This is a genomic window from Brachybacterium paraconglomeratum (assembly GCF_003994255.1).
Lineage (GTDB): Bacteria > Actinomycetota > Actinomycetes > Actinomycetales > Dermabacteraceae > Brachybacterium > Brachybacterium conglomeratum.
The window spans coordinates 279183-292235 of record NZ_ML133853.1; the positions used below are offsets into that span (position 1 = coordinate 279183).

Genomic DNA, 13053 nt, shown 5'->3' on the forward strand with positions numbered 1-13053 from the left:
CGCAGGTCGACTCCGGCCGTCCCGCCAGGTCAGCGGTCCTCAATCTCCAGCAGGCTCGCCGCGCTCTCGATCTCCTCGTGCTCGGGGCGCTCCTTCTGCATCCGCTCCATGTACGGCCGCGCCCGCTCGACCTGCTGCTCCAGGTTCGTCACCGTGGTGAGGAAGTTCTGGTTGGCCTGGGTGCGGAAGGAGTCGATGCCGTCCATCGTGGTGAACAGGTTGTCGAAGGCCTTCTGCAGCGTCTCGGCGGAGACGCCGGAGCTCGCGGCCTGCTGCTGCACCTTCACCGAGTTGTCGGCGAGCATCTTCGAGGTGGAGGAGATGAGGTTGTCGGTGGTGGCGTTGACCGCGTCGATCTGGTCGAGCACGAGCTTCTGGTTCTCGAGCGCCTGCGCGGTGATCACGGCGGTGCGCAGCGCGGTGACGGTGGTGGTGCGAGCCCGCTCCACGCCCTGCTGGAGCTTGGTGTTGTTGTCCTCGATGACGCCCATCGAGAGGTAGGCCTGCACGGTCACCGCGATCTGGGTGGCGACGTCCTGGCGGCGCTGACGCACGGCGAAGAGCACGTCCCGCTCGAGCGCGTCGGCGTCGGCCTGCTTGCCGGAGGCGCGCATCTCCTCGGCCTTGCGCACGGCCCGATCATCCAGCAGCCCCAGCAGGTGGGAGGCCTTCTGGAGGGCGCCGAGGTCCTCCCAGAGGGCGCGGCGCTCGACGGCGAGCTCCGCGTTGTCGCGCTGGAGCCCCTCCTGGCCGCGGGAGAGCGCGCCGAGGACGTGGTCGAGCTGGTCCTGGTTCGACTCGAAGCTGCGGAAGTAGCGCTTGGCGCGGTTGCGGCCGGGCAGGAAGCCGAGCGCCTTGTCGGCGAAGGTCTCCTCCTTCGGCGCGAGCTCCTCCATGGTGGTGCGCAGCTCGGTGAGCGACTTCGCGACGTTCTCCTGGGCGCTGCCCTTCTTGTCCTTCGCGTCCCGCAGCGACTGCTCCATGAAGCGGGAGGAGGTCTGCGAGGTGCGCTCGAAGGTGCGCCGCGCGACCGCGCCGAGAGCGTTGACCTGCGCGGTGAACTCCTGGGAGTGCGGGTTCAGGGCGGAGACCTGGTCGACCCAGGCGTCGGCCCGCTGCTCGAGCTCCTGCTGCTTCTCGGCCGGGAGGTCGGGCAGGACGGAGACCGCGTCGTCGTCGCTGATCTCCTGGACCGGCTCGGCCGGGGTGATCTCCTGGGCGGGGGTGGGCGGCTGGAGCTTGTCCATCGGTGCCTCCTGTGCGGGTCGCGGGTGATGGCTGGTGGTCGATGCCGGCGGGGCCGGGCAACTCTCGGGCGGATGGTCGGTGGGTGCGGTCGGTCGGCGGTGGTGCGGAGGGGCGGCGGTGCGGCCGACGGGGCGGGTCAGACGTCGATGATCGGGTCCAGGTGCTGGTCGGCGAAGCGCTGGCGCAGGAACTCGGAGTGCACCTCGAGCGAATGGGAGACGCCGCCGACGAGATCGCTCTCGATCCGCTCGACGCCCTCGCCGAGCACGTCGAGCTGCCTGTCGATCGAGGCGAGGTTCGCCAGCGCCTCCTCGCGAGCGGAGCCGGCGAAGGTGCGCAGGAAGGAGATGATGTCGGCGGCGGCGTCGACGAGGTCGGGGACGTAGCGGGTGGCGATGCCCTCCAGCATCGTCACCTCGCCCGCGGACGGTCGCATCGCCTGCAGCTGCTCCGCGCCGACGAGCGCGTCGATCCTGGTCAGCAGCGCGTCGACGTCGTCGAGCACCTGAGTTGCGGGGGCCGCGGAGGCCTGCGGACGCAGCTGCGCGACGCGGTCGCGGGTGGCGGCATCGGCCTCGAGGATCCGCTCGAGCACCTCGCGGGTGCCGCCGGCGACGCTCGCGTCGATCACGGGGCGCTCGGCGGATCCTGTCCGCGGACGGTTCACGGCCACGCCGACCCCGCCGAGGGCGACGGCGCCGATGCCGACCGCGGCGCCGAGGGCCAGCACGGGCCCGCCGAGGCCGGTGCCGAGCACGACGAGCAGGGTCGCGAGGCCGGCCAGCCCGCCGAGGACGGCGGGCGCACCGAGCCGCACCAGCCAGGAGGGTCGCGGCGCGGACACCTCGCGGGAGGCGGGGCCGCGGACCGTGCCCTCGAGCGCAGTCTGCTTCGGTCCCCACAGGTCACGACGCTCCGCGGTCGCCTTCCATGGCAGGTCCTGAGCGCCGGGGGCGGCGGATGGCCCGTCGGCCGACGGGGTGGGCTGCTGGGCCGGAGGCTCGGGCTGGAGGGCCTGCGGGGGCGGCGAGTCGGGCGCGAAGGGGTCCGGGAACCGGCTGCTCCCGCTGCTCGGCTGCTCGGCCGAGGGTGTCTCTCCTGCGCTCACTGCGATTCGCTGTCCTCCCCGGGACGGTGACGAGGTCCGAGCGTCGGCCCGTGCAGGCGGGGGACCGCCTCGAGGGCCGTGCGCACGCCTCGTCCTGGGCGTGCTGGAAGGCTACCGCGAGCAGCTGGACCGCAGGTGGGCGCGGGCTGGATTCGGGGGATGGCCGGGGGAGGGCATGGGGAGTTCTCCCCAGGCAGTTCGCCCCATCGCGCATTCCCAGCACCCGTCATAGATTCCAGGCACTGGGTGCGGGACTCTCGGGGGAGAGGGATGGTGGCACTCCGCGGGGGCGGAGGCCGGCGCCGGGCCCGTGGCCCAGCGGAGGCGGGAGACGGATCGGGGGATCCGCTCCCGCCTTCATGCCGTCCGCGCCGTGCAGGTCCTCGCACAGCAGCGCTGCCACTCGGCGGCATCGTCGAGGGCGCCGCGCCGATGCTCGGGCAGGGAGGAGCCGCGGGAGGATCGGCCGCGTCGGTCTCATCGGTCATGGGACCCTCTTCCGACGTCCACGGTGACCGTCGGCGGCCGACGGTGCGGGGCCAGGCGTGGGGTGTGCGGGCAGCTGGGACCGACTGTAGACCCCGGGCTCCGGCGCCGTGCGGGGAGGGCACAGGACGGGTCGACGGGCAGTGCGCCCGGGGCGGTGTGATCCCGCTGACGGGTGCTGGACAGCTCTTTCGCGCGCGCCCGCGAGGACCCTACTCTTGACCGGTGCGCCGAGGCGCACGATTCCCCCGACTGACCTGGCAGGACACGTCTTGCACCAGGCGCGTCCCACACACCGCTGAAGGAGGCCTCCGGCATGGACTCTCGCACCGATATCCACCTCGGTCACGATCTGACCCCGACGACCCATACCGGGCCCATCCCGGTCGTGTCCGCGAGCGCCGACGCGGGACAGCGGGACTCCTCCGCGCGCACCACCATCGCGGTGGCCATCGCGCTCGTGCTCGCCTTCGCGGGCATCGTGCTGATGGGGCTCTGAGCCCGGACGCCCTCCGACGGGCGGGCGCTCAGCCGCCGGCCTGATCCCCGGGGTCGGGCGTCGCGCCGACGTCGGACCGTGCTCCGCCGTCGTCGGCCCCTGCCTGCCGCGCGAGCACGTACGCGCGGCGCAGCACCTCGACCTGGGCCGGGTTGTAGAGCTCGGCCACGACCTGGATGAGATCCGGCAGGGTCGAGCGCCGCTCCGGCCCGAGCGGCGGGTTCCTCGTGCCGGGGTGCTCCTCGTGGATCGTGCGCAGCACCGGAGCGAGATCTGCGGCGACGGCGTCGATCTCCTCCTCGTCCGCGTCGGCCGGCAGGGCGTTGAACGCGTGGTCGGCCTCCTGGTGCTCCGCGGCGATCTCTCGGAGGTCCTCCATGCCCTGCTCGTCGAACAGGCGCTCGCTGATCATGACGATCGCCCGGTCGGCCGGGGTGAGGGCGTCTGCGACGGAGGCGAAGCCCGCCGGGACGTCGGCCTCGGCATGGTGCTCGAGCAGCTCGGCGATCTCGGCGCGCAGGTGCTGGCTGCGAGCGATCGACTCGGCGAGCTGCGCATCGAGGGTGCGCAGGGTCTGCGTGAAGGTCTCCCCGGAGGTCTCGAGCTCGGCGATGTCCGCCAGCGGCATCCCCAGCTCCCGCAGCCGCGCGATCTGCAGCAGACGCACCAGGTGCGCGGTCTCGTACTGCTTGTAGCCGTTCCCGGCACGACTGGGCTCCTCGAGCAGCCCGATCGCGTGATAGTGCCGGATCGTCTTGATCGTGGTGCCCGCGAGCTGGGCGAGGCGACGCGTGCTCCAGGCCATCATGTCTCGCTGCGGGGTGCGGGCATGGGGGCCATCCTCCCTTCTCGACGGCGGGCGGGGAAGGGCGTCCTTGACCGTGCCCCCGGGGCACGGTGTGCGGTGCGGGCATCGCCATCGAGACCGAGGAGACGCTCATGACCGCCCGCCCCGACCCCCGCCCCGCCGCTCCGGCCCCCCGCCGGCTCGAGGCGGCGGACCTGTTCCGAGACCCCGCCTTCTCCCACCCCGTGATCTCGCCCGACGGCGAATCGCTCGCCTATCTGGCACCGTCCGGCGGGCGGAGGAACGTCTGGGTGCGCGACATCGACCAGGAGCACGAGGACGCCCGCCGCGTCACCCACGACACCCGACGCGGGATCCTGACCTTCTTCTGGTCCGACGACCCGCGCTGGCTGCTCTACCTGCAGGACACCGACGGGAACGAGGACTGGCACCTGTTCCGGGTGGACCTCGAGGACCCGTCGGCCGTGGCCGAGGACCTGACTCCGCTGGAGCCGGGATCGCGGGTCTTCTCCGCCGAACCGCTGCCCGCTCGTCCCGGGACGGTGCTGGTCACGATGAACCCGCGGCCTGCGAGCTTCGACATGTTCCTCATCGACGTGTGCACGGGCGAGACCACGCTGCTGCACGAGCAGACGGAGCCCGGGGTGGATCTGCTGCTGGACCGGGAGGGGGAGCCCGTCTTCGCCTCGCGCGTCACGGCCGACGGGAGCACCGAGTTCTCCGCGATCGACCCGGACACCGGCGAGCGGCGCCCGCTGCTGCGCGCCGGCGGCCCGGAGCAGCCCCTGGGGGTCGAGGTGCAGCGCTCCACCCCCGACGGCACAGGCCTGCTCCTGAGCCTCTACCTCGACGGCGATGACCTGCAGCTGGTGCGCGTGGACCGCGAGAGCGCCGAGGTGAGCGTGCTGGCCGCCGTTCCCGGCCGGAGTCTGGACATCATGGGCATGCTGGCCCCCGGCGTGCTCCCGCCTCCCCTCTACATCGATCGCGGGACGGGGGAGGTCCTCGCCGCCCGCTTCGCGGGACCCCGCGCCCACATCGAGGTGGTCGATCCGGACTTCACCGAGGTCCACTCGGCGCTCGCCGCGCTCTCCGACGGGGTGCTCGGCACGCTGAGCTCGGACCTCACCGGGACCCGCTGGGTCGCGACCTTCGTCCACGATCGGGAGCCGGAGGCGTGGCTGTACGACCACGCCACCGGGGACAGCCGTCGGCTGTTCCGACCGCACCCGCACCTGGACCCCGCGCATCTCGCCCCGATGGAGCCCGTCTCGTTCCCCGCCGGGGACGGACCCGAGCTGCATGGCTACCTCACCCTGCCCGTCGGCGTTCCTGCCCGGGACCTGCCGCTCGTGCTCGTGACCCACGGCGGGCCGTGGGCGCATGACGCCTGGGGCTTCAGCGCGCAGGCGCAGTTCCTGGCCGACCGCGGGCACGCCGTGCTGCAGGTGAACTTCCGCGGCTCCACCGGACACGGCCGACGTCACACCCTCGCCGCGCAGGGAGAGTTCGCCGGCGCCATGCACACCGATCTCCTGGACGCGGTGGACTGGGCCGTCGGATGCGGCCTCGCCGACCCGGACCGGGTCGGGATCATGGGCGGCTCCTACGGCGGGTACGCCGCGCTGGTCGGAGCGGCCTTCACCCCGGAGCGCTTCGCCGCGGCCGTGGACCTCGTCGGCATCGCGGACCTGACGAGCTTCGTCCGCGCCCTCCCGCCCTTCAGCCGCCCGTACCTCGCCAGCAACTGGCTCGCCTATGCCGGAGACCCCGACGATCCCGAGCGGGAGGCGGACATGCTCGCCCGCTCCCCGATCAGCCGGGTCGAGGAGATCACGACCCCGCTGCTGATCGCCCACGGCGCGAACGACGCACGGGTCATGCAGACCGAGTCCGACCGGATCGTCGCCTCGCTGCGCGAGCGCGGGGTGCCGGTCGAGTACCTGGTGGCGGACGACGAGGGCCACGGCTTCGGCAACCCCGAGAACGAGATCCGCCTGCAGCGCGCGATCGCCGCCCACTTCGACCGTCACCTGAGCTGAACCGCTGATCGCACACCGCGCACGACCCGACCGGAAGGACCGTCGTGACCACCCCAGCCACCTCCGACCGCTCCGTGGACCGCAGTGGTCCCGTCGACCCCGCCCGCCCCTTCGGGGCCCATCTCGTCATGGGCTGGTGGAAGCCCGTGCTGATGACGGTCGTCGTGGTCGGCGCGCTCTATCTGCTGCAGATCCTGTTCCTGGCGGTCGCCGCGATCGTCGAGGTGCGCGTGCTGGGCAAGGATCCCGCCGACGAATCCCTCACCCCGCTCACCTATCTCGCGCTGAACCTGTCGATCATCCTGCTGGTCCCGATCGCGCTTCCCGTGCTGCGCCTGATGACCGGTACGTCCTGGCGGGACGTGCTCGCGGTGGGCCGACGCTTCTCCTGGCGGCGCCTGGGCCGCTGGACCGCCGTGTTCGCCGGACTGATGGCGGTGGCGAACCTGATCCTCCCGCTCGTGCAGCCCTCCCCGCTCACCGCCGTCGCGGTCACCGGCACCACAGTCGCGCTGCTGGCGATTGTGCTGCTCACCACGCCGCTGCAGGCCGCGGCGGAGGAGATCGTGTTCCGCGGCGTGCTCACCGCCGCCTACGGCTCCTGGCTGCGCGCGGCCCGGCCCGCGCTCGCCCTCGGGATCAGCCTCTCCACCGTCCTGTTCGCCCTGGTGCACACCTCCGCGGACTCGTGGATGCTGCTGAACTACATCGGCCTCGGCGCGAGCACGGCGCTCATGGCGCTGCTCAGCCGCGGCCTCGAGGCCTCCATCGCCTTCCACGCCATGAACAACGTGTTCGCGATGGGGATCGGCGCGGTCTTCGCCTACGGGGGCGGCATCGCCCAGGACCGCTCCGCCGGCGCGGGCGGCTCGTACATGCTGCTGTTCCTGCTCGCGCAGGCCGTGGGAGTGCTGATCGTGTGGCGCGTCGAGAAGCGACGGACCGCGGCGCTCCGGGACTGACTCGCTGTCACGGGCTCCTGCAGCGCGAGGGCGGCGGGCACCATCGCGCGGCGTCGGGCATCACCGGGGAAGGATCCGTCGGCCGAAGGCGTTGCCCCCTGGCACCCCGGAGCGCGAGGCCCTTGGGGGCACGAGGAGAGGACCATCCCATGATCGACCTGGACCTGACCGGCAGGACGGCCTTCGTCAGCGGCTCCACGCAGGGCATCGGCCTCGCGATCGCGCAGCGGCTCGCGCTCGCCGGTGCGCGGGTGGCCGTTAACGGCCGCAGCTCCCAGCGGGTGCAGGAGGCGCTCGATGCCCTGGTCGGCGCCGGGGTCGACCCGTCGCGGCTGATCGCGGCGCCCGGCGACGTCACCGCCGAGGACGGTCTCGCCGCCGCGCTCGAGGCCGCCGGCGAGGTGGACGTGCTGGTGAACAACCTCGGCATCTTCGGCGCCGCACCGGCGCTCGAGATCACCGACGAGCAGTGGCAGCGCTACTGGGACGTGAACGTGATGGCCGCGGTGCGGCTGATCCGCACGACCCTGCCCGGCATGAAGGAGCGCGGCTGGGGAAGGGTGCTGAACATCGCCAGCGACTCCGCGATCGTCACCCCGGCCGAGATGATCCACTACGGCGTCTCCAAGACGGCGCTGCTGGCCGTCTCCCGCGGCTTCGCGAAGGACGCCGCCGGCACCGGCGTCACCGTGAACTCCGTGATCGCCGGGCCCACGTACACCGAGGGCGTGCAGGACTTCGTCTACGAGCTGGTGGATCCGTCCCTGCCCTGGGAGGAGGCGGAGGTCGAGTTCATGCGCCTGCACCGCCCGCAGTCGCTGCTGCAGCGCCTGATCCGGCCCGAGGAGATCGCCAACATGGTCGTCTACCTCGCCTCGCCGCTCGCGTCGGCCACGACCGGCGGGGCGCTGCGAGTGGACGGCGGGTACACCGACGCGATCCTGCCGTGAACGACGGGCGCGGGTCGGGCTGCCCGCGCCGCGGCTCACGTCGACCCGCTGCACGGGACGCTGTCGGCTGCGGGCCGCACGCCGGGGCCGACGGTGGAGAGCGGCGGGACGTTGGTGCCCGGCCGGTTTCCGCACATCCGCGTGATGTCGGCGGCGTCGGACGAAAGTCCTGCTCATTCGTGGTTGTTGAACGGTAATCTTCGAGGGTCTCGGCTGTGGAGGCACAGGGGACGGGCGCAGGCCGCCGACGCCCCGGTCCGTGCCGCGCACGGACATCGGTGACGACCATGAAGGATGGGCATGAACGCTCGCCACCAGACCCTGCAACGACCTCTCCAGGAGTCTGCCAGGACCCCCGTGATCGCACGGGCGCTCATGCTCGCCCTCGCGTTCGTGGCCTCGGTCGCCCTCGCCGCATGCGCCCCGACGGTCCCGCGGGACGAGCTCGACGGCGGTGAGCCCACTGTCCTCGAATCGCCGGCGGCTCCGACGGACGAAGCCGATCCCTCGGCGCCGACGTCGGCCGCTCCCACGACGGAGGCGCCGACCACTCCGGCGCCCACCACCACGGCCGCCCCCACCCCGGAGCCCGTTGCCGCCGAGGGCACCGCTCTCGCCCAGCTCGCCGGACTCGACGAGAAGGGCCGCGCCCCGAAGACCGACTACGACCGCGACCTGTTCGGCTGGCGCGACGACATGGACCGCAACGGCTGCGACACACGCAACGACATCCTGCGCCGCGATCTCACCGCGATCACCCTCAAGGGCGGCATGGGCGGCATGGGCGGCTGCGTGGTGCTGCGCGGCACCCTCGACTCCCCGTACAGCGGAGACACCGTCGACTTCGACCGGGAGAACAGCACGGTCGACATCGACCACGTCATCGCGCTCTCCGACGCCTGGCAGACCGGCGCCGCGAGCTGGGACGAGCAGACCCGCCGCGAGTTCGCCAACGACCCGCTGAACCTGCTGGCCGTCGAATCGAGCCTGAACCGGCAGAAGGGCGACGGCGACGCCGCCACCTGGCTCCCGCCGCTCAAGGACTACCGCTGCGAGTACGTTGCTCGGCAGATCGCCGTGAAGGACAAGTACGAGCTGTGGGTCAAGCCCGCCGAGGCCGACGCCATGGAGCGGGTGCTCGGCGACTGCGAGGGCTTCCTCGCGATCGAGGATGACGACCAGTGGCCCGCGACCGGTGAGGGCGACGTCGTCGCCACCGAGGAGGAGCGCGCACCGGCGACGACCGAGCAGGAGCTGGCCCCTGAGCCTGCCCCGAAGCCCGAGCCCGCCTACGAGCCGGCGCCGACGGAGGAGCCCGGCAGCAGCGGCGCAGGCGTCAGCGGCCCGTTCGAGAACTGCACCGCAGCCCGCGAGGCCGGCGCGGCCCCCGTATACGCCACGGATCCCGGCTACGGTCCACACCTCGACGGAGACAACGACGGCGTCGGCTGTGAGTGAGAGCGACGGCGTGACCAGGATCTGACAGGCCCTGGCGGCGCCGGTCCGGGGCGGTCGGCTGCGGCGCAGTCGGCTCCGCTCGAGGGGCGGGTGCCTCTCAGAGCCTCCGCAGCACCAGCACCGCGTCCAGGTGCTCGCCGGGCGTGCCATCGGGGGCGACAGCTGCCCGGGGCCGCTCGTCTGCCTGCTCGACCTCCCACTCGTCGGCATGGCCGCCTAACTGTGCCGCCTCGTCATGCACGGAGACCATCTTCGCCGGATGGTCCTTCGCCCAGGACGGCGGCGCGGCGTGGGAGACGGTGGCCAGGCGCCCGCCGGTGCGCAGCGCAGTCATCGCACGGCGCAGGATCGCGACGCGGTGCAGCGCCACGTTCGACTGGAAGAAGCTCGCAGTGACCAGGTCGACCGATGCAGCCTCCGGCTCCCAGGCGTCGAGGTCGACGGCCTCGAAGCTCGCCCCATCGAGCCCCCGCGCGGCGGCCTCGTCACGGGCCCGGCCGACGGCGGTGGCGGAGATGTCCAGGCCGAGTGCGGTCCAGCCCTGCTCGGCGAGCCAGAGCACGTCCCCGCCCTCCCCGCAGCCGAGGTCGATCGCCGTGCCCGGTGACAGCTCGGCGACGACCGACGCCATGGTCGCGTTGACCTTCCCTGACCAGACCCGCTCGCTGCCGGAGTAGCGCTGCTCCCAGTACTCGGTGGGGGAGAGATCGGGGTCCGGCTCGGCGTGCGCGGGCGAGTGAGCGTGCGAGGCGTGATGGTGTGCGGTCATGGACTGAGCCTCGCAGACCCTGCCGAGGCGCGGAAGCGCTCTTGCCGGGGACGCCAGAGCGAGCCGGTCCCGCGTGCGGAGTGCGAAGTTCGGGGTAGATTGTCGCCACTTCCAGCGGCTCCGCCGCCGCAGGGACAAGGGGAGGGGAGCCGGTGACGACCACGCGACAGAGCCGCGCCGAGAAGGTCGACGCCGCGACTCCTGCTTCCCGGAACCGGGTCGTCGACTTCCTGCGCGCCGCCGCGATCACGGTGGTGGTGCTCGGGCACTGGACGATCATCGCCGTCGACCCCGACGGTGGGATCCTCCCGCACGGCGCGCTCGACGGCGCGCGGTGGACCCATCCGCTGACCTGGGTGTTCCAGGTGATGCCGATCTTCTTCCTCGTCGGCGGGTACTCCAACGGACTCTCCTGGCGCTCCGCGAGGCGCAAGGAGATCGGCTACGCCGAATGGCTGCGCACCAGACTCCGACGCCTCGGCATCCCGCTGATCCCGCTGCTGCTCACCTGGCTCGTGATCGGGGTGGTCGCTGTCGCGCTCGGCGCCCCGCATGCGACGGTGCAGCTCGTCTCCCAGATGGCGCTGATCCCCACCTGGTTCCTCGCCGCGTACCTGATGGTGATCCTGGTGGCCCCGCCGTGCCTGGTGCTGTGGGAGTGGTTCGGGTGGTGGTCGATCGTGGGCGGCATCGCGCTCGCCGGAGCGGTGGACGCGGTGAGCCTCGTCGCCGACCAGCCGCTGCTCGGCTACCCGAACTACCTGCTGGTGTGGGCGGCGTTCCATCAGGTCGGGTACGCGTGGCTGGACGGTCGACTGGCTGGGAGCGGCAGGCGTCTTTTGCTCGCCGCGATCGGGCTGGTGGGCCTGCTGCTGCTGGTGCTTGTGGGTCCGTATCCGGTCTCGATGATCACCTCGGCTGCCGACGAGATCTCCAACTCGAGCCCCACCCGAGTGACGATGGCGTTCCTGGGCATGATGCAGGCCGGGCTGGTGCTGCTGCTCGAGAAGCCACTGACCGCACTGCTGCGCCGGCCCCGGCTGTGGCTCGTCACAGTGCTGGTGAACCAGCGGATCATGACCTGGTTCCTGTGGCACCTCACCGTGATGGTGGGCCTCGCCCATCTGCTGCTGGCCCTCGACGCACGGGCGCTGCTGCCCGAGCCGCTGACGGGCCTGTGGTGGGCGACGCGGCCGCTGTGGGTGCTCGCGCTGCTCGCGCTCACGGGGCTGGTGGTGCTGGTGATGGGAAGGTTCGAGTCCCCGCGGGCCGACGAGCGACCGGCCCCGCCGGTGTGGAAGCCGATCCTCGCCGCCGTTACCGTGATCGCCGGCCTCGCGGTGATGGCGAACGTGGGCGTGGTGGGGGAAAGCGGCGTGACATGGTGGTGGCCGCTGCTGCCGGTGGTGGGAATGGTGGGCTCCGAAGTCCTGTGTGCACGCTGGGAACGGACGGACTGAGCTGTGTTATCAGGATCGACCGAGCAGGCACCTGCTGGGGCTCAGGACTCCCTTTAGAGGTCGACCCACTCAAGACTCTGCTTCTCCGCGGCCGAGTAGGGAGGTCGCGATCAAATTCTCTGTGGTGGTTTACATTCTCTGATGCAAGGCCAGTTTCGGGTGCAACGCGCGAAGGGCCTCGGTCAGGTTATTGTAACGATATGTGGCGATCTTCCCGGACTCGAGGTCAATAACCACCTCAAAAAAATCGTCTTCACTTACCCAGTCTGAGGTTCTTGATTGGACAAGGCCCGCCCGACTGTCGTCTCGGAACGTAATGCTTCGAACCTTGAGATCATTAACCATAGAGCGGTGGGTCTCGAGCTCCGAAAAAAGGTCCTCCGGGCCCATATGGGCACTGTCAAGAATAAACCTCAACATCGAGTGCCCCTCGAGGTCCTCGATCTCCCTTCCTTCGAAGTAGACAAATATTCCTCCGTCCAGATTGTTGACGAGGGCGGTCCAGCCGTTCCCAAGATCGACTTCTTCCTCGGAGCCGGATTTCGAGTTCATTGCAGGAAGTTGATCAAGCTCAGCGAGGCGTTGGGCAGCGCGAGTCTGCCCAGCAGCCGCAGCTTCCACGTAATATTCTCTAGCCGTGCGCAATTCCCCCTTTGTCTGAAATAGGTCTCCAAGGAGGTACTGGATGTCGAGGTCATCGTCCTCGACTGCCGACGTGAGAAGGAACTGGGCACGATCAAATCGGCCAGCCTGCTTCTCGTAAAGCGCAAGCTTCATGGAGCTTTGCATATTGAAATATTTGACGCCGTTTGCGAAATGGATCTCGGCTTCCTTGTTGCGACCGAGATGCTCACTGACTTCGCCTAGGCAATAGCAGAATATTCCACAAATGTCTTCGAGTCGACTGGTCCTGGAGTCTTCCACGGGAGCGATCCCGACCGCTTGCGCATTCTCCTCATCGAGAAGTTGGAGCTCCGATTCGGTCAACGCGTAGGCGAAGTGGCGGCGCACCGCTCCGAGTTTAGGTCCAGGGCCTTGCGAAAGGATGCCTGCGATCCGCATGTGACCTAAGAAATGATTCGAATCGAGCGACGCTCGAAGCTCACGTAGCTCCCCCTCGGGATCGGAGCTGGGAGCAAAGATCCTCGCTTCCAGGCTGCTCATAGTCGAGAACTGCATAGACCGCGGCGTCTCGCCGACAAAACTCACCACGTATCAGCTCCTCAGGTCGTCGTTCAGGACTCGCGTCTCTTCGGACTCTAT

At 70.6% G+C, this 13053-nt stretch carries 11 protein-coding genes; 6 read left to right on the forward strand and 5 right to left on the reverse strand.

The genetic code is table 11. The features are described 5' to 3' along the window. Positions 1-29: 29 nt before the first annotated feature. Both DS079_RS07270 and DS079_RS07275 read right to left on the reverse strand, forming a co-directional pair. Positions 30-1247, reverse strand: a complete 1218-nt coding sequence (locus tag DS079_RS07270) for a toxic anion resistance protein (RefSeq protein WP_126986150.1) — start codon at positions 1245-1247, stop codon at positions 30-32. Positions 1248-1384: 137 nt separating this feature from the next. Then, a complete protein-coding gene (locus DS079_RS07275) occupies positions 1385-2356 on the reverse strand; it encodes a hypothetical protein (protein ID WP_126986152.1) in 972 nt (323 codons plus the stop codon). A gap of 802 nt (positions 2357-3158) precedes the next feature. Here DS079_RS07275 and DS079_RS07280 point away from each other — a divergent pair. Further along, positions 3159-3341: a hypothetical protein gene (locus DS079_RS07280; RefSeq protein WP_126986154.1), complete on the forward strand. Its 183-nt coding sequence runs from the start codon at positions 3159-3161 to the stop codon at positions 3339-3341. A 28-nt stretch (positions 3342-3369) separates the two neighbouring features. On the opposite strand, the gene DS079_RS07285 is transcribed toward DS079_RS07280, so the two are convergent. Further along, complete coding sequence (locus tag DS079_RS07285) at positions 3370-4146, reverse strand: MerR family transcriptional regulator (protein ID WP_126986156.1); 777 nt, start codon at positions 4144-4146, stop codon at positions 3370-3372. Positions 4147-4280: 134 nt separating this feature from the next. On the opposite strand from DS079_RS07285, the gene DS079_RS07290 reads away from it, so the two are divergent. From DS079_RS07290 to DS079_RS07305, 4 genes are all read left to right on the forward strand, one after another. Then, positions 4281-6191, forward strand: coding sequence for a S9 family peptidase (locus tag DS079_RS07290; RefSeq protein WP_126986158.1), 1911 nt, complete (start codon positions 4281-4283; stop codon positions 6189-6191). Positions 6192-6235: 44 nt separating this feature from the next. After that, complete coding sequence (locus DS079_RS07295; RefSeq protein ID WP_126986160.1) at positions 6236-7153, forward strand: CPBP family intramembrane glutamic endopeptidase; 918 nt, start codon at positions 6236-6238, stop codon at positions 7151-7153. Positions 7154-7305: 152 nt separating this feature from the next. Continuing rightward, positions 7306-8103 (forward strand): SDR family NAD(P)-dependent oxidoreductase, encoded by a 798-nt coding sequence (locus DS079_RS07300; protein ID WP_126986240.1) that lies wholly within the window; start codon positions 7306-7308, stop codon positions 8101-8103. 300 nt (positions 8104-8403) lie between these two features. Next, the gene (locus DS079_RS07305; protein ID WP_206516142.1) at positions 8404-9561 is read left to right on the forward strand and encodes a GmrSD restriction endonuclease domain-containing protein; all 1158 of its coding nucleotides are present in this window, start codon (positions 8404-8406) and stop codon (positions 9559-9561) included. Between the two features lie 97 nt (positions 9562-9658). Here DS079_RS07305 and DS079_RS07310 read toward each other — a convergent pair whose 3' ends face one another. Beyond that, the gene (locus tag DS079_RS07310) at positions 9659-10330 is read right to left on the reverse strand and encodes a class I SAM-dependent methyltransferase (RefSeq protein ID WP_126986162.1); all 672 of its coding nucleotides are present in this window, start codon (positions 10328-10330) and stop codon (positions 9659-9661) included. Between the two features lie 152 nt (positions 10331-10482). On the opposite strand from DS079_RS07310, the gene DS079_RS07315 reads away from it, so the two are divergent. Further along, on the forward strand, positions 10483-11790 hold the full coding sequence (locus tag DS079_RS07315; RefSeq protein ID WP_126986164.1) for an acyltransferase family protein: 1308 nt from the start codon (positions 10483-10485) through the stop codon (positions 11788-11790). 129 nt (positions 11791-11919) lie between these two features. Here DS079_RS07315 and DS079_RS07320 read toward each other — a convergent pair whose 3' ends face one another. Next, positions 11920-13002, reverse strand: a complete 1083-nt coding sequence (locus DS079_RS07320) for a hypothetical protein (protein WP_126986166.1) — start codon at positions 13000-13002, stop codon at positions 11920-11922. Positions 13003-13053 lie beyond the last annotated feature (51 nt).